This is a genomic window from Micromonospora zingiberis (assembly GCF_004331455.1).
Taxonomy (GTDB): Bacteria; Actinomycetota; Actinomycetes; order Mycobacteriales; family Micromonosporaceae; genus Micromonospora; species Micromonospora zingiberis.
Window position 1 is genome coordinate 34,812 of the sequence record NZ_SJJR01000016.1, and the last position, 22,968, is coordinate 57,779.

General features: G+C 69.5%; 20 protein-coding genes and 1 pseudogene. 16 read left to right on the forward strand and 5 right to left on the reverse strand.

The features are described from left to right. Positions 1-24 precede the first annotated feature (24 nt). From E0H26_RS21050 to E0H26_RS21065, 4 genes are all read left to right on the forward strand, one after another. Complete coding sequence (locus tag E0H26_RS21050) at positions 25-708, forward strand: FadR/GntR family transcriptional regulator (protein ID WP_131306391.1); 684 nt, start codon at positions 25-27, stop codon at positions 706-708. Between the two features lie 40 nt (positions 709-748). Further along, positions 749-1,210: a large conductance mechanosensitive channel protein MscL gene (mscL, locus tag E0H26_RS21055; protein WP_131306393.1), complete on the forward strand. Its 462-nt coding sequence runs from the start codon at positions 749-751 to the stop codon at positions 1,208-1,210. Positions 1,211-1,291: 81 nt separating this feature from the next. Next, positions 1,292-1,525, forward strand: a complete 234-nt coding sequence (locus E0H26_RS21060; protein WP_131306395.1) for a hypothetical protein — start codon at positions 1,292-1,294, stop codon at positions 1,523-1,525. Between the two features lie 108 nt (positions 1,526-1,633). Next, positions 1,634-2,008 (forward strand): hypothetical protein, encoded by a 375-nt coding sequence (locus E0H26_RS21065; protein WP_131306397.1) that lies wholly within the window; start codon positions 1,634-1,636, stop codon positions 2,006-2,008. A 7-nt stretch (positions 2,009-2,015) separates the two neighbouring features. Here E0H26_RS21065 and E0H26_RS21070 read toward each other — a convergent pair whose 3' ends face one another. After that, positions 2,016-3,299: a benzoate/H(+) symporter BenE family transporter gene (locus tag E0H26_RS21070; protein ID WP_131306399.1), complete on the reverse strand. Its 1,284-nt coding sequence runs from the start codon at positions 3,297-3,299 to the stop codon at positions 2,016-2,018. Between the two features lie 54 nt (positions 3,300-3,353). On the opposite strand from E0H26_RS21070, the gene E0H26_RS21075 reads away from it, so the two are divergent. Further along, positions 3,354-3,959 (forward strand): helix-turn-helix domain-containing protein, encoded by a 606-nt coding sequence (locus E0H26_RS21075; RefSeq protein WP_206025278.1) that lies wholly within the window; start codon positions 3,354-3,356, stop codon positions 3,957-3,959. Positions 3,960-4,265: 306 nt separating this feature from the next. On the opposite strand, the gene E0H26_RS21080 is transcribed toward E0H26_RS21075, so the two are convergent. Then, positions 4,266-5,288: a LuxR family transcriptional regulator gene (locus tag E0H26_RS21080; protein WP_131306401.1), complete on the reverse strand. Its 1,023-nt coding sequence runs from the start codon at positions 5,286-5,288 to the stop codon at positions 4,266-4,268. Between the two features lie 62 nt (positions 5,289-5,350). On the opposite strand from E0H26_RS21080, the gene E0H26_RS21085 reads away from it, so the two are divergent. The 5 genes from E0H26_RS21085 (at position 5,351) to E0H26_RS21105 (ending at position 9,387) form a co-directional block, all read left to right on the forward strand. Then, positions 5,351-6,070 carry a PP2C family protein-serine/threonine phosphatase gene (locus E0H26_RS21085; protein WP_131306403.1) on the forward strand — a complete coding sequence of 240 codons (720 nt, stop codon included), beginning with the start codon at positions 5,351-5,353 and terminating at the stop codon, positions 6,068-6,070. Between the two features lie 184 nt (positions 6,071-6,254). Next, positions 6,255-6,593: a PadR family transcriptional regulator gene (locus E0H26_RS21090; protein WP_131306405.1), complete on the forward strand. Its 339-nt coding sequence runs from the start codon at positions 6,255-6,257 to the stop codon at positions 6,591-6,593. Then, positions 6,590-7,408 carry an ATP-binding cassette domain-containing protein gene (locus tag E0H26_RS21095; protein WP_131306407.1) on the forward strand — a complete coding sequence of 273 codons (819 nt, stop codon included), beginning with the start codon at positions 6,590-6,592 and terminating at the stop codon, positions 7,406-7,408. Before E0H26_RS21090 ends, E0H26_RS21095 begins: the two co-directional genes overlap by 4 nt. After that, the gene (locus E0H26_RS21100) at positions 7,405-8,097 is read left to right on the forward strand and encodes an ABC transporter permease (RefSeq protein WP_131306409.1); all 693 of its coding nucleotides are present in this window, start codon (positions 7,405-7,407) and stop codon (positions 8,095-8,097) included. Before E0H26_RS21095 ends, E0H26_RS21100 begins: the two co-directional genes overlap by 4 nt. A gap of 63 nt (positions 8,098-8,160) precedes the next feature. Further along, the gene (locus E0H26_RS21105; RefSeq protein WP_240742287.1) at positions 8,161-9,387 is read left to right on the forward strand and encodes a hypothetical protein; all 1,227 of its coding nucleotides are present in this window, start codon (positions 8,161-8,163) and stop codon (positions 9,385-9,387) included. A gap of 7 nt (positions 9,388-9,394) precedes the next feature. On the opposite strand, the gene E0H26_RS21110 is transcribed toward E0H26_RS21105, so the two are convergent. Continuing rightward, positions 9,395-10,477, reverse strand: coding sequence for an NAD-dependent epimerase/dehydratase family protein (locus E0H26_RS21110; protein WP_131306411.1), 1,083 nt, complete (start codon positions 10,475-10,477; stop codon positions 9,395-9,397). 152 nt (positions 10,478-10,629) lie between these two features. Continuing rightward, complete coding sequence (locus E0H26_RS21115) at positions 10,630-11,115, reverse strand: anthrone oxygenase family protein (protein WP_131306413.1); 486 nt, start codon at positions 11,113-11,115, stop codon at positions 10,630-10,632. A 364-nt stretch (positions 11,116-11,479) separates the two neighbouring features. On the opposite strand from E0H26_RS21115, the gene E0H26_RS21120 reads away from it, so the two are divergent. Continuing rightward, positions 11,480-12,802, forward strand: a complete 1,323-nt coding sequence (locus E0H26_RS21120) for a cation:proton antiporter (RefSeq protein ID WP_131306415.1) — start codon at positions 11,480-11,482, stop codon at positions 12,800-12,802. 684 nt (positions 12,803-13,486) lie between these two features. Further along, a pseudogene (locus tag E0H26_RS21130) lies at positions 13,487-13,660 on the forward strand (transposase); the annotation flags it as partial. A 260-nt stretch (positions 13,661-13,920) separates the two neighbouring features. Here E0H26_RS21130 and E0H26_RS21135 read toward each other — a convergent pair. Beyond that, positions 13,921-15,399, reverse strand: coding sequence for a serine/threonine-protein kinase (locus E0H26_RS21135; RefSeq protein ID WP_165521942.1), 1,479 nt, complete (start codon positions 15,397-15,399; stop codon positions 13,921-13,923). A 343-nt stretch (positions 15,400-15,742) separates the two neighbouring features. Between E0H26_RS21135 and E0H26_RS21140 the strand changes: the two genes are divergently transcribed. The 4 genes from E0H26_RS21140 to E0H26_RS21155 all read left to right on the forward strand — a co-directional run bounded on the left by E0H26_RS21140 (position 15,743) and on the right by E0H26_RS21155 (position 22,899). Next, positions 15,743-19,714 (forward strand): hypothetical protein, encoded by a 3,972-nt coding sequence (locus tag E0H26_RS21140; RefSeq protein ID WP_131306419.1) that lies wholly within the window; start codon positions 15,743-15,745, stop codon positions 19,712-19,714. 37 nt (positions 19,715-19,751) lie between these two features. Continuing rightward, positions 19,752-20,060, forward strand: coding sequence for a hypothetical protein (locus E0H26_RS21145; protein WP_131306421.1), 309 nt, complete (start codon positions 19,752-19,754; stop codon positions 20,058-20,060). Further along, positions 20,050-21,066 carry a hypothetical protein gene (locus tag E0H26_RS21150; RefSeq protein ID WP_131306424.1) on the forward strand — a complete coding sequence of 339 codons (1,017 nt, stop codon included), beginning with the start codon at positions 20,050-20,052 and terminating at the stop codon, positions 21,064-21,066. The genes E0H26_RS21145 and E0H26_RS21150 overlap by 11 nt, the downstream gene beginning before the upstream one ends. A 258-nt stretch (positions 21,067-21,324) precedes the next feature. Beyond that, positions 21,325-22,899 carry an IS1634 family transposase gene (locus E0H26_RS21155; protein ID WP_131306425.1) on the forward strand — a complete coding sequence of 525 codons (1,575 nt, stop codon included), beginning with the start codon at positions 21,325-21,327 and terminating at the stop codon, positions 22,897-22,899. Positions 22,900-22,968: the final 69 nt, after the last annotated feature.

The window sequence follows — 22,968 nt, forward strand, 5'->3', positions numbered from 1 at the left end:
AATTCCGGCGAGAGGTTGTAACCAGTGCCACCGTCAGTTGATTCCGCCCCGGTGCCGCCCCGGGGGCAGCGGGTCCGGGAGACGATCACGCAGCTACGTCAGCGGATCCTGGCCGGCGAGTGGCCGGTGGGCAGCCGGATCCCGACCGAGCCACGGCTGGTCGAGGAGCTGGGCGTCGGGCGCAACACGGTGCGCGAGGCGGTCCGGGCCCTCGCGCACGCCGGTGTGCTGGAATGCCGGCAGGGCTCCGGAACGTACGTCGTCTCCACCGACGAGTTGGCCCCGGTGGTGGCCCGCCGGCTGACCGACGACCGGATGGCCGAAGTGATCGAGGTACGCCGCGCCTTCGAGGTGGAGGCGGCCCGGCTCGCCGCCCGACGGCGTACCCCCGAGGATCTGGCCGCACTCGACGGCGCGCTGGCCGCCCGCGAGGCGGCCTGGCGCGGCGGCCGGGTCGCCGAGTTCGTCGAGGCCGACGCGGCGCTGCACACCACGGTGGTCGCGGCGGCGCACAACAGCATGCTCGCCGAGCTGTACGCCTCCATCGGCGCCGCCATGCGCAGCACCGTCACCCAGGCGATGGGGGACGCCCTGACGCCGGAGCGCCACGTCGACCACGCCCGGTTGGTGGCGGCGATCCGGGCCGGCGATCCGGAACTCGCCGCCCGGGAGGCCGGCGCGTTCCTGGAGCCCGCGCCCGGGGCATAGGTTGTCCCCCGACGGAAAACGGGACACCTCGGGAGTGCGGATGCTCAAGGGCTTCAAGGACTTCATCATGCGCGGCAACGTCGTCGACCTCGCGGTCGGCATCGTCATCGGCGCCGCGTTCACCGGCCTGGTCACGGCCTTCACCAGCTCGTTCCTCCAGCCGATCATCAACCTGATCGGTCAGGGCCCCGCCGGTGACGGTGCCCAGTTCTCGCTGGGGACCAACAACCCGGTCACCTGGGGCGCCTTCCTCAACGCGCTCATCACCTTCCTGCTCACCGCCGCCGCGCTGTACTTCCTGGTGGTGTACCCGATGAACCGGCTGGCCGAGCGGCGTCGCCGGGGTGAGGAGCCGCCGCCGGCCGCGCCGAGCGAGGAGGTCAAGCTGCTCACCGAGATCCGCGACGCCCTGGTCGCCGCCGGCCGGACCACGCCGGCCCAGCAGCGCGGCGCGCTGGACGACGTACTCGGCCGCCGGGAGGAACCGCCCACCGGGCGCTGAACCCGGCAAGTGCACATTGGCCCCTGCGGGAATCCCGCAGGGGCCGCACCAACTCGAACACATGTTCGATAGAGTCCCGGCATGGAGCAGCGAAAGCACTGGTGGAACGGGAAGTGGGGACGGCTGGCCCGACGGGACGTCTTCCTCCGCACCGACGCCGACCGGTGGTACGTCGAGCAACGGGCCGGCGGCGCCGAAGGCGCCTCCCGCTTCTACCACTACGACACCCTGGAAGAGGCCGAAGAAACCATCCGCGCCCTGCTCCACCCCGCCGACCCCTGGCGCGAACTCTCCCCCCGCCCCAGCACGAGTTGATCAAGAAGTTTGCGTCGCGGATCGGGCCGGATGTGGACGCAAACTTCTTGATCAACGCGCGCTGGGGGGTGGGGTTTAGGGGGAACGGGGGGTGGGAACCGCTGGGGGATGGAGCAGCAGGGGACCGATCAGCAGGGGACCGTCTCGCGGGTGACCACCGGGATGCGGGTGGTCGACGCGGCCGGCATGGACGTGGGCACCGTGGACCTTGTCCAGCGTGGTGATCCCAACGCGGTGACGGTGCAGGCACCGACCGCCGATCCGGGCGGCAGCCTGGACGAGTTGATCGAGTCCGCCGCTGCCGGGGAACCGGACGTGCCCGCCGACCTGGCCGCCCGGCTGCTGCGTACCGGCTACCTCAAGGTTTCCACCGACCTGGTCCCCACCGGCGCCGTCTACGTACTCGCCGACCAGATCGCCGGCATCTCCACCGACCAGGTCCTGCTGAACGCCCTGGCCGCCGACCTTCCCGCCGAGGACTGACCCCCGCTCAGGGCAGCGCAGTCGGCTTGGCCGGGTCACCGGCATCCTGATCAACTCGCTGGGTGGGCGGGTCGGTCGGGGTGGGGCTGGACCGGCGGTGCCGTTCGAGAAGCGGAGGGCTGGGCAGGCGACGCCTAAGCCGCGGACCGGTCCGGCGGAAGAGGAACAGCATCAGGCAGCCGGCCACCAGGCCCCAGAATGCGCCACCGATACCGGCCAGGGAGACGCCGGAGGCAGTGACCACCAGAGTGACCACGGCCGCTTCCCGAGCCTGCGGGTCAGCCAGCGCCGAGGCCAGCGCGGTGGCCAGCGCGCCGAGCAGGGCCAGCCCGGCGACCGCCTCGATCAGCACCGGCGGCGCCCAGCCGACCAGGGTGGTGACCGCACCGGCACCCAGCCCGAGCAGGGCCAGGCCGACTCCGGCGGTCACCGAGGCGATCCACCGACGCTCCGGGTCCGGGTGCGCGTCCGGTCCGGCGGCGAGGGCGGCGGTGATGGCGGCCAGGTTGACCGCGTGCCCACCGGCCGGCGCGGCGGCGATGCTGGCCAGCCCGGTGGCCCGTAGCGCCGCGCCGAGGGGCGGCCGGTAGCCGTAGCCGACCAGTACGGCGGTGCCGGGTACGTTCTGCGCGGCCATGGTCACCAGGAACAGCGGCAACGCCAACCCGATGATGGCCGGCAGGCTCCACTGCGGCACGGTCACCTCGATCACCGGACGCAGTCCGCCCCCACCGCCGGCCGGCGTGCTCAGCGCGATCGCCCCGGCCGCCACCACCAGCGCCCCGGGCACCGCCCAAGGTCGGGCGAAACGGTGCAGCACCAGCCAGCAGAGCAGCACCGGGGCGGCCAGCAGGGGAACCTCGACGAGCGCGCGGACCGGTGCGGTGCACAGTGGCAGCAGCACCCCGGCGAGCATCGCCCCGGCGATCGGCTTGGGAATTGCCGCGACGGCCCGGCCCAGCACCGGGAAGAGCCCGGCGGCCACGATCAGCAACCCCGAGACGAGGAAGGCTCCGACGGCGACCGGCCAGCCTCCGGGCATCGGGCCGGTGGCGATCAGCAACGCCGCGCCGGGCGTGGACCAGGCCACGCTCAGCGGCAGCCGGTGACGCAGGCCGAGCCAGGCGGCGCAGAGGCCGCACGCCACGCAGAGCACGAGCAGCCCGGAGGCCGCCTGGGTCTCGGTGGCCCCGGCCGCCCGCAACCCGGCCAGCACCACGGTGAACGAACTGGCGAACCCGACCAGCGCGGTCACCACACCCGCCAGCACCGGTTGCATCCGACCCGCCATACCCCACCTCGATCGTTCCGTTTACGGAACAGGAATGTGTAGCACCATAGCGGGATGCCGCAGCCACCACCATCAGGCCCCCCGCCGGTCACCCCGGAGGCGGACACGGATCCCTCGGCGATCGGTCGCCGGGTCCGCGCCCTGCGTGCGGCCCGCGGCATCTCGCTGTCCGCGCTGGCCCGGCAGGCAGGGGTGGGCAAGGCGACGCTCTCCGGGCTGGAGAACGGCACTCGCAACCCCACCCTGGAGACGTTGTACGCGATCACCGCGCACCTCGGCGTACCACTGACCGCCGTGCTCTCCGGGCCGACGACCGGGCCGACCGTACGCGGGGCGGCGGTCAGCGCCACCCTGCTGGAGGTGTTCGAGGACTCCGACGCCACCTACGAGCTGTACCGGATGCGGGTGGCACCCGGACCTGGCCAGCTCTCCCCCGCGCACCAGGCCGGGGTGACCGAACACGTCACCGTCTTCACCGGAGTGCTGCGCGCCGGCCCGGCCGACGAGCCGCTGACCGCCGCCGCTGGCGGGCACCTACGCTGGACCTCCGACGTGCCGCACGTGTACGCCGCCGTCGGCGACGACGAGGTGACCGCCAGCCTGCTCCTGCGCTACCCCCGGAGTAAGGAAGGGCACCTTATTAACGCCTCGCGCAGATAAGAGCGACCGGCAATAGGCCGACACGTCCTGATAGCCAGCCCGCCACCCAGGGCGGGGAAGATCTTGGTACGAATCTGCCCCTTGAGGGGCGCACTCGTACCAAGATCTCGGATGCCTTGGCGTGGCAGCGAGCCTGCCAGATGGTTGCCTGGGGTCAGTGACGGGCCCCTGGGCATGTGCCCGGCCGCTCGACCTCCCGCTGCGTCACCACCACCAATTGCCGGCCGCTCTAAAGGGCCCCCTCCTAACAGCTCAGCCCGCGCCGCAGCTCAGCTGGGCCGAGCAGGCGCGGCTGGAGGCAGCGGCTCAGCCGTCTCGGGCGGCGGCCGGGGCGGCGAGTCGCTGCCGTACCGCCCAGAGCGCCGCCTCGGTACGCGAGGCCGACCCGGTCTTGCGCAGCAGGTTCGACACGTGCACGGTGACTGTCCGTACCGAGATGCCGAGGACGCGGGCCACCTGCTTGTTGGACATCCCGGCGACCAGGCAGTCGAGCACCTCCATCTCCCGGCCGGTCAACTCGGCGCGCAGCACAGGAGCGGGAGCGGGAGGAGTGGGCTCGGGCGGGGCGAGCAGGGTGTCGGGATCCTGCCCGGCGTGCGCGGCGAGCAGTTCGGTGAGGGCGTACGGGTTGCCGCCGGTGTGCTGCCAGACCTGGTGCGCCAGCCGGGGGTCGGCAGGCGGACTGGCGTACACCTGGTTCAGGATCTCGGCGACCTCGGCCGGGCGCAGCGGCCCGAGATGCTGGCGCACCACACCGCGGATCCCGCAGAGGCGGGCCAGGGTGCGGCCGGTGAGGGCGGGTGCGACCGCGTGCGCCGCGGGCCTGGTCGCCACCATCAGCAGGGCCGGCAGCCCGTCGGCGGTGGCCAGTTCGCCGACCAGGTTTAGGCTCGCCGGGTCCAGCGCGTGCAGGTCCTCCACCACGAGCACCGCCGGGCCGGCACCGACCAGCGCCCGGACGGTACGCACGGCCAGCCGGAGCAGGGTGCCGGGGGCGTAACGCTCACGTGGCGCGGTGGGTTGCTGGGCGAGCCAGGCCAGCGCGTCGCCCGGAAGATCGAGTCGGCTGGTGTCGCGCCCGCACAGTACGGCGGCCAACCAGTCGTACGGGGCGGGACTGTGCACCCGGGCGGCGCCGCTGAGCACCACCTCCGGCCGGGGTGTGAACCCGTCGAGGGCGGCGGCGACCAGCAGACTCTTCCCTACACCCACGCCTCCGGTCACGACGGCGACGGCTGGTGACCGGCGACGACCGCCGACCACGGTGGACCACGCGCGGTCCAGCTCAGCCAGCTCACCGGCGCGCCCGACCATGGACACCGGCAACATTCCTCAACCCTACGCAGTAGTGCGTAGAGACGCGGGAAGGGTCTTCTTGGCAAGCTTGTCCCATGACGCTGATCCTCCGCTCGGCCATCCTCAACGACATCGGCCTGGTTCGGACCAACAACGAGGACTCCGCGCTCGCTGGCGAGCGCCTCGTCGCGGTGGCCGACGGCATGGGTGGGCTGCCCGCCGGTGAGGTGGCCAGCGAGATCGTCATCCGGATCCTGGACGAGCTGATCCCGCCGACCACCCCGGATGCCGCCGCCGACGCGCTGCGCGCCGTGGTGAGCACGGCCAACCAGCGCATCCATGCCGCCATCGCCGCCGATCCGGCCCGCGACGGCATGGGTACGACGCTGACCGCCGGCCTGCTCGCCGCAGACACGCTGGTGCTGGCCCAGGTCGGAGACTCCCGCTGTTACCTGCTTCGGGAGGGTCGACTGTGTCAGTTGACCCGCGACGACACCTTCGTGCAGGCGCTTGTCGACCAGGGGACGCTGACGCCCGACCAGGCCCGGCACCATCCGCAACGTTCGCTGGTGACCCGCGCGGTGCAGGGCGCGGACGCGCCGCCGACGATGGGGATGTTGACGGTCGCCGCCGGTGATCGGCTGCTGCTGTGCAGCGACGGGCTCTCCGATTACGTGGCCGACGACGCCATCGCCGCCACCTTGGGCCTGCATGCCGACCGCCACCAGTGTGGCGAGCAGTTGGTCAAGCTCGCCCACCAGGCGGGCGCGCCGGACAACGTCACCGTCGTGATCTCCGACGTGGTCGCCGGCTGAGGCTCCGGCGTGATCGCCGGCTGAGGCTCCGGCATGGTCGCTGGCTGAGGCTCCGGCGTGGTCGCTGGCTGGAAGGTAGGGAGTTCCGGCGGACGAGCCGGGCCCAGGCCGGGCGGCATGGCCGGAGCCGCTGCGCGCGGCTAGGTAGTTGTGCCATCTAGATAGCGCCACTAGGGTTCGGCGGGTGGATGCCGATCGGCGTGGGCAGTGGCTGCGCGGAGTGCTGGACCTCTGCGTGCTCGCCCTGCTGCGCGACGGCGAGTCCTACGGCTACGAACTCGCCCAGGCGCTCGACGTCGCGGGTGTCGGGCCGATCCAGGGCGGCACGCTCTACCCGGTGCTGCTGCGGCTGCAACGCACCGGCCTGGTCACCGCGCAGTGGCGGGAGGGCGGGTCGGGTCCGGCCCGCAAGTACTACCAACTCACCGACGACGGGCGGGCGGCGCTGCACCACGGCGGCACGGCCTGGCTGGCGTTCGTGGCACCGGTGACCGACATCGTCACGAAGGGGGTCGACGGGTGAATGCCGACGAATGGCTGCGGGTGTTCGCGGCCGAGTTGCACCAGCGCCGGGTGGCGGCCGACGCCGCCCGGCACGTGGTCGCCGAGGCCGCCACCCACCTGCGCGAGGGGGGCGGCGACCCGTGGCTGGTCTTCGGCCCACCGCAGGCGTACGCCGCCACGATCGTGGAGAGCATCGGGACCGTGCCCGGCCCGCGTCCGGGCCCGGTGCGGCTGGACGCCCGGGGCATCACCAAGCGGTACGGCCGGCGCACGGTGCTGCGGGACGCGGCGCTGACCGTACGGGCCGGTCAGATCGCCGCCGTGGTCGGCGCGAACGGCTGCGGCAAGAGCACCTTCCTGCGGATCTGCGCCGGGCTGGTCTCGCCCGACGCCGGTGAGGTGACCGTCTCCGGCCGGCTCGGCTTCTGCCCCCAGCAGGGCGGCACCGCCGACTTCCTGCTCCCCGACGAGCACTTCGTACTGGTCGGCGCCGGCCAGGGGGTGGCCCGGGAACCGGCCCGACGAGCCGGCCGGGCGGCGGCCCGCCAACTCGGCTGGGACGCCCAGGGTGACGTGCTCGCCCGTCACCTCTCCGGCGGTACGCGGCAGAAGCTCAACCTGACCATGTCCACCCTCGCCGAACCTGACGTACTGCTGCTCGACGAGCCGTACCAGGGCTTCGACCAGGGCAGTTACGTCAACCTCTGGGACCAGTTGATCCGGTTGCGGGACGCGGGACGGGCCATCGTGGTGGTGACCCACCTGCTCAACCAGCTCGACCGGGTCGACGTGGTGCTCGACCTGACCCCCGCCCACCAGGGAGGCCACTCATGAGGCGACTGGTCACCGTGGCCGAGATGACGTTGCGGGAGCTGGCCCGCCGTCGAGGCGTACTCCTGCTCCTGCTGTTGATGCCGTTGGTCTTCTGGATGATCCGGCGGGACACCTACGTCGGGCAGTCGATCCGCGCGCTGCTGCTCGGCATCAGCTGGGCGGTCAGCACGGCCGCGCTCTTCGCCACCAGCGCGGCCCGCGAACTGGAGCCCCGGCTGCGGCTCGCCGGCTATCGCCCGCACCACCTCTACCTCGGCCGGATGCTCGGCCTGTGGGCGCTCGGGCTGGCCGTCTCGGTGCCGTTCTTCCTGCTCACCGTCTTCGACGCGGCCAACCTGCGGTACGCCGGGATTGCCGTGGCGATGCTCTGCTGCGTGGCGGTGGCGGCGCCGTTCGGCATGCTGATCGGCGCCCTGCTCCCCCGCGAGTTGGAAGGCACCCTGCTGCTGCTCACCGTGGTGGCCATGCAGATGCTGCTCGACCCGGCGAGTCCCGGGGCGAGGCTGACCCCGTTCTGGTCCAGTCGGGAGATCGCCACCTGGGCGGTGGACCACACCGACGGTGGTTACCTGAACCGGGGTCTGCTGCACGCCACGCTGGTCACCGTGCTCCTGATCGTGACGGTGGCGGGCGTGTTCGGCGTCCGGCTGCGCCGCCGCCGGCATCTGCACCACGCACCGCTCACCTGAGCAGCGCCGGAGGCTGGGGCGACGCCGGGGCAGGACTTTTGACATACGCCCTAGCATCACGGGGTGCGCCTGAGAACCCCCGCCGCCGTGGTCGCACTCGGCGTTGCCGTCACCGTCCTGTCCGCCTGCAGCCCGTCCGTACCCCGGGCCGATCCGCGCAGCGCCCAAGCCCCGGCGGGCGGTGCCGACGTCGACCCGGATGCAGCCGGCGAGGCCACCGGGCAGCCGGGCGGACACGCTGCCCCGCAGGCCAGCACCGGCCTGGGCAGCCCAGCGGTCAGCGCCAGTCCGACCCCGCCGGCCGCGTCCCCCGGCGGTGGCGTACGCACCGGCAACCCGGTTGCTGCGGTGGCCGTACCGGCGGCGGGACGGGCGGTGGACACCTCCCGGCCGACCCGTACCGTCGGCTCCGGCACCCCGGCGAGCTGCACCTCCACTGCGGTGGTCCGGGCGGTGGCGGCCGGCGGCCTCATCACCTTCGACTGTGGCCCCGACCCGGTGACCATCGAGATGACGGCGACCGCGAAGGTCCGCAACGCCAACGGCCCGCAGGTGGTGCTCGACGGCGGCGGCAAGGTCACCCTCAGCGGCCAGGGCAAGCGGCGCATCCTCTACATGAACACCTGCGACCCGTTGCAGGGCTGGACCACCTCGCACTGCCAGAACCAGGACCACCCGCAGCTGACCGTGCAGAACCTGGTCTTCGCCAACGGCGACGCCACCGGTCAGCGTGCCGAAGGCGGCGGCGGTGGGGCGATCTTCGTCCGGGGCGGCCGGTTCAAGGTGGTCAACTCGCACTTCGTCGACAACCGCTGCGACCCGACCGGCGCTGACCTGGGCGGCGCCGCCATCCGGGTCCTCGACCAGCACGACAAGCAGCCCGTGTACGTGGTCGACAGCACCTTCATCGGCGGCTCCTGCGCCAACGGCGGCGCGCTGAGCAGCATCGGCGTCTCCTGGGAGGTGCTCAACAGCACGCTGCGCGACAACAAGGCGGTCGGCGAGGGCGCCAACCCGGCCCGCGCCGGCACCCGGGGCGGCGGCAGCGGTGGCGCGATCTACTGCGACGGCAACGAGTTCTCGGTACGCGTCGCCGGCACCACCATCGAGGACAACGACGCGAAGGAGGGCGGCGGCGCCATCTTCTTCGTCAGCAACAACCGGACCGGCACGCTCCGCGTCGAGCGCTCCACCCTGCGCCGCAACCCCAGTCACGGCTTCGAGACCCACCCCGGCATCTTCTTCCAGGGCGCCGGCAATCCCAGCTTCTCCTCGTCCACCATCCGCTGACCCCGGGTCAGTACGGGTTGCCGTGCCCGGCGGTCCGGCCCCGGGTGAGGGCGGCGGGGCGACCCGGGAGGGTGGGTGCGGCGGACATCGGCGGGCTGTCGGTGTGCGCGCGTTCGGCCATGCCGGCGAAGAGTTCCTTGAGGGCGTCGACCGCGTCGACCCGGGGGCGCCAACCCAGCTCGGTCTCGGCCCGGTCGCTGGACATCAGCGGCGCGTTCAACGCCAGCTCCACCCAGCCGGCGTCGATCGGTTGCAGCCGGGCCCGCCAGGTCAGCGCGGCGGCGGCCCGCAGCACCGGGGCGGCCACCGGCACCGTCCAGCCGTGGAAGTGCCGGGCCACCAGCTCCGGGGTCAGCACCGGGTCCGCGGCGACGTTGAAGGCGCCGCGCACGTCACCCAGGACCGCGCGGGCGTACGCGTCGGCCACGTCGTCGGCGTGCACCGCCTGCATCCGCAGCCGCCGGTTGGCGGGCACCAGCGGTAGCCGCCCAAAACGCAGCAGCCGCACCGGCACCAGCGGCCCGAGGAAGTACCGGCTGATCTCCGTCCCGGCCTCCCGCTGGAAGATCAGCCCGGGGCGCAGCCGCACCAGCCGCAGCCCCGGATGGGTCCGCTCGATCCCGTCGAGCATCTCCTCCACCGCCGCCTTGTCCTGGCTGTACGACGACCCGGGCACCCCGGCCGCCGGCCAGCGCTCGCTGACCGGCATGTTCTTCGGCCCCGGCGCGTACGTGCCGACCGACGAGGCGTACACCAGGGCCGGTACGCCGGCACGCAGCACCGCGTCGGCCACCGCCCGACTGCCACCCACGTTGGTACGACGCAACACGTGCTGGTCGTGGCTGGGCTGAATCTGCCAGGCCAGATGCACCACCGCATCCGCCCCGGCGAAGACCTCTCTCAGCTGCTCCGCCGCGCCGGGCAGACCGATGTCGCAGGAGTGCCACCGCACCCCGTCGTACGGAGCACCGGCCTGCGGTCCGGGCAGCCGCCGCGCCACCCCGACGAGCTGGATGTCCCGCTCCCGCCGCAACCGGCGCAGCAGCGCCGTGCCGACGTTCCCGCTGGCCCCCACCACCACGATCCGCATGCCCGGTCCGTACCCGGTAAGGCGCTTTCCAAGCACGCACGCCGCGCCGTCGTCCGCTCGGGTGGCGGCACGGCTCGCTGACCGCGCCGCCGAGCGCTGCCCGCTACCGAAGGCCGGGCGGCTCGCCTGACCGCGCCGCCGAGCGCTGCCCGCTACCGGGCGAGCAGGGCACCGATCAGGCAGGCGAAGGCCGCGACCGAGCTGACCGTCCGGACCAGGTTCCAGCGCACCCAGGGCTCCTCGAACCGCCGCCGGAGCACCGCCAGGTCGGTGGTCCCGTCGACCGACCCGGCGGCGTCCAACTGATTGTTGAGCGGCACGTTCGATCGCATCGTTACACCGAAGGTGACCAGGTGGCCGACCAGCGCGGCGACCAGCCAGCCGAGCACCGCGCCGCCGACGCCGAGGTGGCCGAGCACGGCCACCGCGACCAGCAGCGGCCCGCCGAGGAACACCGACAGGAACCAGCCGTTGAGGATCTTCCGGTTGATCGACTGCATGGTGCCGACCAGGGTCCGGTCGTCGGTCGCGGCCAGACCCGGCATCACCGAGCAGGCGTACGCGAAGAACAACCCGGCCACCAGCCCGGTGCTGAACGTCGCCCCGGCCAGGACGGCGAGGCGGACCGGCTCCGGCATGATCGACCTCCCGTGTCGCGGCGGCCGTGGCTGTTCGGGGCGCCCGGCGGCCCATGATGATGCGGACTGACCCGATCCTGCCAGTCCCGACCAAGGCCCTCCATCCCGCGCGGCGCCGCCTTGCGCCCCCATCGAGCACAACGCCCGCCAGCTGACCGGTCGACAATTTCGCATTTTCGCTACTTCCGCACTGCTCAATACCGGCGGCAAAGACCGAATCCGCGCCCACGCCAACCGTCAAATTGCGATCTTTTTCGGAAGCGCGACGGAATAGGAATTCGACAGAATCGGGTTTATTCCTTTCGATGCCTACGGCTGGGTGGCCACCACGCCGGCAGGCAGGCCCGTTCACGTGGGAGGAAAGATGTTGCTGGCGGCAAGCCCAACCCCGCCCATCGGAGCACATTCGCTCCTCGTCCTGTTGCTCCAGATAGGACTGTTGCTGCTACTCGCCCTGCTGCTCGGGCGGCTGGCCAACCGACTCGGGCTGCCGGCCATCGTCGGCGAGTTGTCGGCCGGCGTACTGATCGGGCCCTCCGTGCTCGCACATGCGCTGCCCGGCGTCTCCGGTTGGCTGTTCCCGACGGACCCGGCGCAATTCCACATGCTCGACGCGGTCGGCCAACTCGGCGTCCTGCTGCTGCTCGGCATCACCGGAATGCACATGGACCTGAGCCTGGTACGCCGGCGCGGCACCACCGTCGCGAAGATCAGCATCGCCGGGATCCTGATACCGCTCGGACTCGGCGTGTGGATCGGCTTCCTGCTCCCCGCCGCACAGGTGCCGGACTCCACCGAGCGGCTGACGTTCGCCCTCTTCCTGGGCGTCGCCATGGGCGTGAGCGCCATCCCGGTGATCGCCAAGACACTCATGGAACTACGACTGCTGCACCGCAACATCGGTCAGCTGACCATCTCGGCGGTCGTCATCGACGACATCGCCGGCTGGATCCTGCTCTCCGTCGTCTCCGCCATGGCGACCGTCGGCGTACGCGGCGGCGACCTCGCACTCACGATCGCCGGCCTGATCGGCATCATCGTGGCCGCCCGACTGCTCCGCGCCCCGGTCGGAGCGGTCCTGCGACGCTTCTCCCGCTCACCCGACAACGGCCCGCTGGTAGCCGCCGTCACGGTCCTCATCATCCTCGGCGCCGCCGGCACCCACGCCCTCCGCCTGGAGGCCGTGTTCGGCGCACTCGTCGTCGGCATCCTGATCACCAGCACCGGCGCGGTCGACCCGGCCCGCCTGGCACCACTGCGGATCACCGTCATGTCCGTACTCGCCCCGCTGTTCTTCGCCACCGCCGGCCTACGCATGGACCTGACCGCACTCGCCGACCCACAGATACTGGTCATCGGGCTCGTCGTCCTGTTCGCGGCGATCGCCGGAAAATTCATCGGCGCATACCTCGGCGCCCGACTGAGCCGACTCACCCACTGGGAAGGACTGGCACTCGGCGCCGGAATGAACGCCCGTGGCGTCATCGAAGTCATCATCGCCATGGTCGGCCTACGGCTCGGCGTACTCACCCCGGCCATGTACACCATCATCGTCCTGGTCGCCGTCGTCACGTCGCTGATGGCCCCGCCGCTACTCCGCCTGGCCATGGCCCGAGTGGAAAACACCGCCGAGGAACGGCTCCGCGAGAACATGTACGACGCCAACCCGTCGACCACATCCCGCTGAACAGCCACTCGCCGACCCGGATCCGCCCTCCCGACCGCCGACCCGGGGTCCGGGTCCGGCTCGGCACCGGCCGGCTCCTGCCGTACCTGATCCGTCTATCAGGTGGCGGACGGCGGGTGAGCTGAGCATCGCGCGCCGGGCGGCGGGGGTCAGGTAGCCTGTGGGCCGCGGGCCGCTAGCTCAATGGCAGAGCTGTGGACTTTTAATTTTCGGGGTGCATCCTTTACCGACTACCGAACGTAAAGCATTTTCGTCCGGATTCTCGCTCGCGAATCCAGGAATATGCCGCCGAGTACCAGCAGGTCAGAGTGGTCATTACCCATTGTGTTCACCAATCCCGTCGTTACTCGGGGCCGAAATCCAGAATCTAGGCATGAAATCCGTCCAGGGTCGCTGGCAAGCGATCACCCACGGAACACCCCCGGCCCCACCAGCCACCCCTGCTTGAGCGCTGTACACGCCAGCTACGTCGGACGTTACGCCTGGCCTAGCACCAGCCAGCGTAAGACTCAAGCGCCCAACACCGCTGCCGCGATAGGCCACGGGACCGGGATTCTGGTCCCCTGATAGGGGTAGCGGGTGGTGCCCGCATCGGCGGGATTCCAGAGGATCACCTCGCCATCTCTGGGCCACCAGCCGCCGTCGCAATATCGACTGCGTAGTTCCTTCCAGCCGATGCGCACCCTCTCCAAGGTCCTGACCTCGCTGCCCTGCATCGGTGTCAGGACCGCAGCCCGGATCCTGCTCAAAGTCGGCGCCGGTAGCTCGTTCCCGACCGCCGGGCACCTGGCCGCCTACGCCAGTCTGGCCCCTGTCACCCGTTGTTCCGGCACCAGCCATCCGCGGCAACCTACAAACACACCTACGGCTTCCCCCCGCTGCGGCAACGGCGAGACCAACATCGCCAGAGCTACCCGACGCGCCAGCCGCCGCCCCCACGACCTCATCACCACCGTCACCAGCAGCTACCCAGTCACGCAATGACCCTGCGATGCAGCGAGGTCGCAGCGCTGGGCTACATACACGTCAACAGCGCGATCCGGCTGGCGAAGCGGCAACCCCTCGGACACTCGACCGCCTTTGAACAAACCTCAGCGGCGCTCCGAATTCCACCCGACCTACTGTCGCCAGCTTCCTTGCGGGTCTCGCTCGGGCATCTGTGACGGGTGCCCGAGGTGACCTTGTGCGGCCGACGCGAACCACCCTGCCCACCGATCAATGAACTCGTCTAGGTCATCGACTTCGACAGGGGTAAACGGCCAGGCCACCTGATATTCGGCAATGCCACTCCAGATCGCTTTAGCCGATTTCTCTCCAGGAAAATCTGCGAAAGGGTTGATGGACGTGCGTTGCGGCACCAGAGGGCTGATCATAAAGGCGGTCTCGAACCACTCGTAGCGCCCCTTCTCCTGGGCATCGCAGTACCACAGCGCATGCCCCCTGCCTTCGTAGCCACGCGAACTCATCGGGATCTTCACACCGATAGCGCCATGCGCGACAACATCGAAGGCGGGGGGCTGCCAACCTCCCCATGGTTCATTCGGAGTTTGACCGGGTGGCGCGAAGATCAGCTGTGCCCCATTCAGGGTGAGAGTCCAGCGCTCGTCACGCGACGCGCTGAGGCGCGCAGTTGGCGCAGCCTCCATTACTGCGTCCCTCAGCGAGTCACCGATTCGAATCAGAATTCGGATCGCCGCCTCCGCAAGATTTGCCTGCTTCTCGGAAGCCGACCTTGCGACGGAGGCGACGACAGCTGCGGCACCCTGGCGCTCTACTTCCTGCCGGTCCGCAGCCTGTAAGGCGGCGAGGCCGCTACTTCGCGCGGTTCTGGTGGCGCGATCCAGCCGGGCGAGGAGCTTTGCGGGCGCGGGCCGAGCTTCGGGAATCTTGAAGAGGCATTCCTCCACCAGAACCGCCAACGGCGCTGCAGCGCCGGTGAGCGGTGGAGGAGTCGAGTGCAGGTGCTGCTCACGCAAGTCATGAGGGTACGGTCCGGGGAACGGCAGTTGCCCGGTGACCAGCTCGAAGGCAATGACGCCGAAGGCGTAGACGTCGGTAGCCGCAGTGGCGTGTTCGTCGCGCCACTGCTCGGGTGCGGCGTAGGCGGGAGTCTTGGCGAACTTCCTGGTGTCTGGCGCGGTGGCGGCTTCGGCGTATCGCGAGATGCCGAAGTCGGCGATACACCAACGACCGTTCAGCAGCAGAATGTTCGCCGGCTTGAGGTCACGGTGCACGACCCGGCCATTGAGGCCGGCCAAGGCTGTCGCGACATCGGAGAGCACGGCAACGGCGTCCACGAGTGAGAGGGGCCCGCTCTCTCTCAGGTGCGCGGCCAAGGACTTCTCTGCGCGAGGCATGACGAGTACGAGGTCGTTCTCGGTTTCGCCGCTCTCGATGACGGGCACGACGTGGCGCACACCGTCAAGGTCGTCGGCGATGAGGAGTTCTCGGTCTGCCCCCACATCGCGGGGAACGAACTTGATCACTGCGTCCGGATAATCAGTTGAACTCGCCCGGTAGACCCGGCCGAAACCGGCCCTATCCCCGATCGGGGCGCCGATGATCCATTCGCGTTGCAGAGTGATGCTGCGAGTCACAGCTGCCATGATCCCCCATGCTGCGTCAGCGGAACAGGCGGCATCGACAGCTGGTCGCGTAGGACGACGCGGCGGTTGCTCCTGCCGTCGCCGAGGGCAGGCTGGCGCGGGGATCGCCGAGCTGTGGGACCGCCGTTAGGGTCGGTGGGCCTACCGCAGCCAGCAGCCAGACATACTGAGATGGGTGGTGAGCCACACTGATCCCCACCCGCTGCCGACAGGAAGTTGGCCCTCAGCATCGGCATGAGTCGGCACCGGCTGATCGTGCTCGGTCAGCCGCCGCACCTCTTCGACCCGGCCACGATCGAACTGACTCGGAAACTAGCTCGGGAGCTACTGCCAGGTGAGGGAACCGCACCCAGGCCGGTGGTCAGCCGTTGACGAGCTGGCGCTGACTGCCCGCCAGTCCATCCGCCGCTTCGAGCTGGCCAGTTGTCTGGATGCCTTGTACGCGTTTTCGTGGTCATCGGCACGGCAGCTCCCAACACTTGCGGTGCTGATCGGGCAGGCCTACGCCGGGGTGCCAGCCGGTGGGCGCGAGGCAGAGCAGGAGGATGTTCGTGCCTGGTTGGAGGCGATGCGGCGGCGGGTGCCAGTCGTTGACGAGTACCAGGATTCAGAACGGCTGGACCCGAATGCGGGTGTGCACGTGTTCTGGAGCGATCGGATGTGGCCGCTGCATCCAGGCCTGTTGCACGACCCCGAACAGGTAATGGAGCAGCTGCGCCGGTACGCCGCTGCCGCTGATCCTGTTCTGGTGTCAGCCGTTGGATTCGGTATCGCCGACGTCGTGAAGATCGGCCTACGCGCTATCGCGATTCAGCGCGCCTTCTACGATGGCTCTGCCGCCAAGCCGGCACTTGCTGGCCGGGCGAAGGCTGCAGCAGGGTCCCTGATCGCGTTCTGCCGTGAAATCCGCGAGGACGGGATGCCGGTCTGGCTGGTCTCTTCGGGTGGAGTGGACGTTGATGATCGGCTTCGGGCGGCGGTTGACTGGTGCGCCCGGGATGCGGTCGAGGTGTCGCGGAGTAGCTGGCTGCTTGGTGGTGCCTTGCTCGTGCGGCTGGAGGGCGCCCTGCTGCCGGTTCCTGCCGCACTGGTTCTCGATGCGCTCGTGGCGATGGGGGCTCAGCTGCTTGAGCTGGCCGGCCGGACCAGCAACGCCGTTACGGCGAGTCTATTGACCGAGGCGGAGCATGTTTTCGCGGTAAGCGCGCGTGGCCTGGCGACTCATTTCCTCGGGCCGGTGCGATGTTCCTGGTCGGGCCAGCTGACGGGCGTCATGTTCCCAGCCGCACGCCGCCTGGTGGCGGTGCAGGTTGCCGTCGGCACCACTGGGCGGGAGACCGCCCGTGAGGCGGATCGCGCCCGGCGCCGTCTCGCCGCGGTGAAGCCAGGTCAATTCCTGGCATCAGACGGGGCTAACCCGAGCGGCCAGCAGTGGGCAGCCCTCGTCGGCGCGGACAGTCCGCTCGCCGAGTACGGCGGAACGGGGGCGCTGATCGCCGAGGGGACCGTGGTGCGGCGTGTCGTGATCGTGGACGGCCCGTGGAGTCCATCGGAGAAGATCCGCGCCGGGGCGATCTTCGTGTCGCTGGAGCAGTGGCGGCAGATCGCCGCCGGCGTCGGCGATGATCACGAGGAATTTTGGGCGTTTCTCGACGAGCTCGCTGAGCTACCCGGCCTGCGGATGGTCGAATACGCCACGCCCCTGGATCTGTGGGAAACCTTCCAGCACCGGGGGATCCTGTTCGACGGCTCCACCGACCAGCAGCAGCAATCCGATATCGACGTGCACGGGCGGTGGCGAAGCCGGGCTGTGTGTGACCCGTACGAGATCGTCTTGCGCCGGCTCGGTCTCCCCGGGCTTAGGGACTGGTCCTTCGCCGGGACGCCCGCAGGCGGTTGCCTGACGGTCGGGCAGACCACCCCGTACCAGCACGTGGTGATCAGTGCCAGCCCGCCGCTCGCGTTCCGCGTCGATGCGGACGTCGCCCACGAACGACTGTGGACTCAGACGCTCGGCGAGATGATCCACGCTGGGTTAGCCGGGCTGTCCACCGCACCGGATGGCGACCTCGCCGCCGGCTGGCGAGCCTGGACCACCGCTATCCCGGACCCGATCCTGATCGTCTTCCACGCGCTGCCGCCGGACGCCGAGCATGCGGTGAGGTTGCTGGCCACCGACGGGACCACCGTCTGGTTCGGCTACCGACCTCCCGCCGGCACGACGGTGCTTCCGGTCACGATCCACCAGCAGCTCGGCGAGGCGCTCTGGTGTCTGCTCGTGGGCGTCCTCGCCGAGCAACTCGCACCGGACGGCGACCAGCACATCGTCAACGCCGACCTGGCCGCCGCCGAGAACGACGGCGTGCGTCAGGCCGGCGAGACGTTCCAGCGCGCGTGGCTGCAGCTGCCGGTAACGACGATGTTCCTGGGGACGGCGTCGGCCGGACGTCCGGCTACCGGCGGTGTCGCGGCGAGCATCAGCGACGGCGCCCGCGCCCGCGCACAACGAGCCGTCACCGATCACCTCCTGACCCGGGCCCAAGAGACCGCCGCCGTCGACGATCCCGACCAGTTCCTCCACGAGACGGCCATCGAGACCGCCGTAGAGTTCCTGCAACACCAGGTCAGCCGATTTGCCGCAGCGCCCGCGGCGCGGACCGCCGCAGTCGCGGTCGAGCGGCTCTGGGCGAGCCGAACCCGCACCGACGACGATCGAGTCCTGCGCCGCGCCCTCGGCCTTCCCACCGACAGCACGGTCGACGACCTCGCCCAAACGAACATCGTTGCCAGCCGCGCCGCCGACCTGCTCACCGAGACGCTGCTCGGCCAGTGCCCCGACGTCGGCCTGCCGATGGACCACCGCGATTGGCACCACCTGTTCAACATCGCGGCGATCCTGGTCGACCTGCTCGGCCGCCGCGATCATGCCCGCGCTGGCCTCAGCTTCGACGGCCGCACCGACCCATCGGCCCGAGACCTGCCGTTCTACGCCCACCGCTACACCGCCGACCTCCAACTCACCCACGACACCCGCCACGGCCGAAGCTTGCTCCACGAGGCCGAGTTGGACCCCGCACCGACCCAGGGAACTGAGGACGAACGGTTCGTCTCATGGACTGAGGCCATGCACAGCCGGGCCAACGCTGCACGGAAGTCTCCGCTGCACCGGCAAGCCGCCGAAGCCGGCCTCCGCGCCAACCAGATTTTCGGCGAAGCACACGACACGGGCTGCGACGAGATCTTCGCTGTCCTCGCCGTAGCGTCCTCATGGGAGGCAACCACTGATGCCGCCGAGATCCGCGTCGCCGATCTTGTCGAGACCGTCCGCACCTGGTCTGGACTCCAGCCGCAGCGACTACACCGAGCGGTAGATCTCCTGACCCTACGGCGGGACACCGCCGCCCAAATCCGGATCGGCCACCGGCCGACCTCTCCCGGCGAGCGCTTCTCCGGCCGACCGCTCCTACCCGTTCCGGGCTGGCCAGACCAGCTGCTCGTGATGCCCAGGCGCACCGCCCGAGCAGCGCAGCTACTTCTCGGATATCTCCAGGTCGCCCGCCTCCCATGGCCCGACAACCCCGCAGCTGTCGTCAACGCCTTCAAAGACTGGGAGCAGCGCGAACAGAAAGCCTTCGAAGCCGACGTCGAACGAGAAGCCCGAGCGCCACACCGCACCGTGATTCCCCGTCTAAAGCCGGACCGAGCACAAAAACTGGGCATCACCATTCCCGGCGAAATCGACCTCGTCGCCATCGATCCCGAACGCCGGCGGGTGTTCGTCGTCGAGGCCAAAGCCAGCCACGTCGCCACCGATAGCGACCGCGTGCTCTACGACATCATCGACTACCACGGCGCGCCCGCCTCCGGCCACGAACGATGGGACCACTTCCGCCCACAACGCGCGACCCCCTACCTCCCCAAGCTGACGAAGAAGGCCGCTGCTATCAACGACCAGCTCAGCGCCCTCCTCAGCGCCCACGGCCTAGGCACCGACATCGACGGCTGGACCGTATGCCCGATGGTGGTGACTCCCTCACCCGTCCCGGCCGCCTACGTGCCACAACCCGTGGTCCCGTTTGCGACCATCGACGACCTCGCGCAGATCCTGGCCGATCCGGACACGCCGCATCCTGGGCCGAGTCTGCAAGTCTGGCCCTGCACACCGCCTGCGGCTTCCCCGTCGGCACCCACGAACGCGTCGGCCGCCACCACGGCGCCTGGTGTCGGCGGCAGGACCGAGTGCACAGGCAGGGCTGAGGCCGGCGGTGGACACTTGGGTGCTACCGCTCCTTGCGCAACTAGGTGACTATGGGGAGATGTCTCAGGCGCGAAGGGTAGCCGTCGTGGGCGGGCCGCTGTTGGTCTTGGTGGCCGCCACGATCTTCGGGGTTGTGCTGTGGAAGCAGGACCACGCAGTTGGTGCCTATTGGGTCGCCATCGCTGGTCTTGTGGTCGCCGCGATCGCCTTGGTAGTGACTTGGCTTACCTGGGTCCGTCCGATGAGCCCCGCTCCGGGCAGTCGCTCAGCGGTCAGCAGTCGCCCGGACGTCAACATCGTCAAGGGCCACAAGTCGTTTGGGTCCGCGACCAACAGCCAGGTGGTCTACGGCAGTAACAACCGTCTTGGAGAGAGCACGGCAGATGACCGGTGATGGTGCCCCTCGGCGCGTAGGCAAGAACACCGTCAAAGGTGATCGAAGTTTCGGATCAGCCGATGGTTCGTTGATCATCTACGGCGACGGCAACGTCGTCGGTTCGTTGCCGGACGTCGATGATGACGACGAGAGTCCTGTGGAGGAGGAGCCAGCCTCTTCGCCTCGTTCCCTTGTCTGGATATTGATCGCTGGCGCCGTCGGGGCCATCATTGCCCTCTGCAACATCATGCCGGATCTGCCCGAGCCCAAGTCCTCATTTCCTTCCGAGAATGGCGCACGACCAACCGGGTCGAACGACGCCGCTGTCCTCGCGGCTGCCCTCGCCGGACTGCACAGCTGCGCAAAGGCCCTGGTGTTGCAACCTCAGAACTGCCCGCAGCACGTCAAGGACTGGGGCGCTGGCGATGCCACCACCGTCACATGGCGGATCCACGGTGTACCTGGCGATGGTGCCGTCATCCACTACAACGGCGAGGAAGGCCGCTTCCACGTGCTTGGTACCGCGGTCATGACGGCCTCGTACGAAACCGCATCCGGGCCCAACCTCAAGTTGAGGGTCATCCAGTTCTGGGCTCGAGTCGAGTGGGCAGCGGGAGAAGCCAAGCTAGCCGAATTAAGACATTACGACGACACCCCCAGGCCAGCCGTGGAAAAGAGCAATCCGCAGATCCCTCACGATCTCGCTCTATCACTGGTGAAGGCTGCGTTCGCAAAATGTGTCAAGACAAGAAAGCCGCAGCTGCCGCCGGAGTGCCCTGAAACTTATTCAGGCGCCGGGTCGGGCAGGGTCAGTTGGAAGCTCAACGGTGACCCCTCAATCAACGCCAAGCCGCGCTTCGAACCATCAACAGGACTCATCCGTGTCGACGGCAACTACTCGATGACGGCGTCATACAGTCGGCTTTTCTTCGGGGCGACGTCCGAACCAGCCAGCGGAAGGTACGACGCCATTCTGTCAGTCGATGATGGGAAGGCGCGAGTGCTGCGCATCAACGCGGCATAGCCTCGCTTGCAGTCACTGAAGGACGTCTCGTAACTCGTTGAAGGCGTTGCCGGCACTGGCGTTGGTGTCATCCCAGCAGGATGATGTTGGCTCACCGAAGTTGATGGGGTCGGCTGATTTCGTTGGTCTGTCCAGCATGGACCCCAGTGTGACCCGACTTGGGCCACGGTTGGCTGATTCCATGGTCGGCAGGGCGGTGACCTGAGGTGTTGTGTCGGGAGGCACGCACTAAACGGGCCGGGTTCTATCGTGTCGGCTGTGGCGTACGTGCGGACGGTGAAGACGGCGTCCGGAGCGCGGGCGGTGCAGATCGTGCACTCCCAGCGGCGGGGCTCGCGGGACATCGAGCACATCGGGTCCGCGCACACGGATGCGGACCTGGAGCTACTCAAGGCGGTGGCGCGGCAACGGCTGGCCGCGGGGCAGGGCGAGTTGGAGCTGCGTTTGCCGGGCAGCCCGGCCAACCAGGGCGAGGCGTTGCCGATCATCTCCTCGCGGATGGGGCATCTGCTGGACGCGCTTGGTCGTGGCTACGACGTGTTGGGGTTCGCAGCCGCGACTGGCCGGGACGAGGTGTTCAAAGCGCTGGTATTGGCCAGGATCATCGAGCCGACCAGCAAGCTGGACTCGCTACGGGTACTCGCCGAGGCCGGTATGGACCCGCCGTCCTACCGGACGGTGAAGCGGCGGCCGCGCATCTACGCCGGCGCCGGTCAGAACCCCGACGACGCCGCCCGGGACGCCGATGACTCGGAGCCTGGGCACGTCGATCCCGCTGGCGGGCGGTGGCGGGCCCGGTTGGCACGCGCCTGCGCCGAGCACGTCAGCTTGGGCCCGACGACGTTGCTGCTCTACGACGTCACGACGTTGTACTTCGAGACCGACGAAGGAGACGGGTTCCGCAAGCCGGGGTTCTCGAAGGAACGCCGTCTGGAGCCGCAGATCACCGTCGGTCTGCTGACCGACGGGTCGGGGTTCCCGCTGATGGTGCACGCGTTCGAGGGCAACCGGGCCGAGACCACCACCATGCTGCCGGTCCTGCGGGCCTTCCTCGACGCGCACCACCTGCCGGATGTCACCGTCATCGCCGACGCCGGCATGGTGTCCGAGGCGAACAAACGCGCCATCGAAGCCGCTGGGCTGTCGTTCATCCTCGGCGCCCGCGTCCCCGACGTGCCCTACGCCGTCACCGAATGGCGCGACGCCCACCCCGATACCGAGATCCCCGACGGGCACGTGTTCGTCCAGCCCTGGCCAGCCGGCCCCGGCGACAAACGCCGCAACCACACGATCTTCTACCAGTACCGGGCTGACCGGGCCCGACGCACCCTTCGAGGGATCGACACCCAGGTCGCCAAGGCCGAGAACGCCGTCGCCGGCAAAACAGCGGTCAAGCGAAACCGGTACGTACGCCTGACCGGCGCGACCAAGACCGTGAACCGGACCCTCGAGGCCAAGAACCGGGCCCTGGCCGGCATCAAGGGCTACATCACCAACCTGCCCAACCCCCAACCCGAGCAGGTCATCGGCGCCTACAGCCGGCTACTCCAGGTGGAGAAGTCCTTCCGGATGTCCAAGACCGACCTGGCCGCCCGACCGATCTACCACCACACCCGCGAATCGATCGAAGCGCACCCGACCATCGTGTTCGCCGCCCTGGCCTTGTCCCGCTGGATCGAGAACACTACCGGCTGGAGCATCAAACGCTTCGTCACCACCGCCCGCCGCTACCGCACCATCCAGATCCAAGCCGGTGAACACACGATCACCGCCGCTGACCCCCTACCCGACGACCTCCACGCCGCTCTCGATGCGATCCACGGCACGCACTAATTGGCCCAAGTCGGGTCGCCCGAAGTGAGTCATGCCCGCGCTGCCATCATCGCTGATCTCGTCCCTGTC

What these genes read in the sequence shown, in the direction of transcription:
- E0H26_RS21150 (WP_131306424.1), top strand. Translation starts at nt 20,050, where the DNA reads ATGACCGGTGATGGTGCCCCTCGGCGCGTAGGCAAGAACACCGTCAAA.
- E0H26_RS21115 (WP_131306413.1), bottom strand. Translation starts at nt 11,115, where the DNA reads ATGCCGGAGCCGGTCCGCCTCGCCGTCCTGGCCGGGGCGACGTTCAGC.
- mscL (WP_131306393.1), top strand. Translation starts at nt 749, where the DNA reads ATGCTCAAGGGCTTCAAGGACTTCATCATGCGCGGCAACGTCGTCGAC.
- E0H26_RS21065 (WP_131306397.1), top strand. Translation starts at nt 1,634, where the DNA reads ATGGAGCAGCAGGGGACCGATCAGCAGGGGACCGTCTCGCGGGTGACC.
- E0H26_RS21120 (WP_131306415.1), top strand. Translation starts at nt 11,480, where the DNA reads ATGTTGCTGGCGGCAAGCCCAACCCCGCCCATCGGAGCACATTCGCTC.
- E0H26_RS21100 (WP_131306409.1), top strand. Translation starts at nt 7,405, where the DNA reads ATGAGGCGACTGGTCACCGTGGCCGAGATGACGTTGCGGGAGCTGGCC.
- E0H26_RS21070 (WP_131306399.1), bottom strand. Translation starts at nt 3,299, where the DNA reads ATGGCGGGTCGGATGCAACCGGTGCTGGCGGGTGTGGTGACCGCGCTG.
- E0H26_RS21080 (WP_131306401.1), bottom strand. Translation starts at nt 5,288, where the DNA reads ATGTTGCCGGTGTCCATGGTCGGGCGCGCCGGTGAGCTGGCTGAGCTG.
- E0H26_RS21110 (WP_131306411.1), bottom strand. Translation starts at nt 10,477, where the DNA reads ATGCGGATCGTGGTGGTGGGGGCCAGCGGGAACGTCGGCACGGCGCTG.
- E0H26_RS21085 (WP_131306403.1), top strand. Translation starts at nt 5,351, where the DNA reads ATGACGCTGATCCTCCGCTCGGCCATCCTCAACGACATCGGCCTGGTT.
- E0H26_RS21060 (WP_131306395.1), top strand. Translation starts at nt 1,292, where the DNA reads ATGGAGCAGCGAAAGCACTGGTGGAACGGGAAGTGGGGACGGCTGGCC.
- E0H26_RS21075 (WP_206025278.1), top strand. Translation starts at nt 3,354, where the DNA reads ATGCCGCAGCCACCACCATCAGGCCCCCCGCCGGTCACCCCGGAGGCG.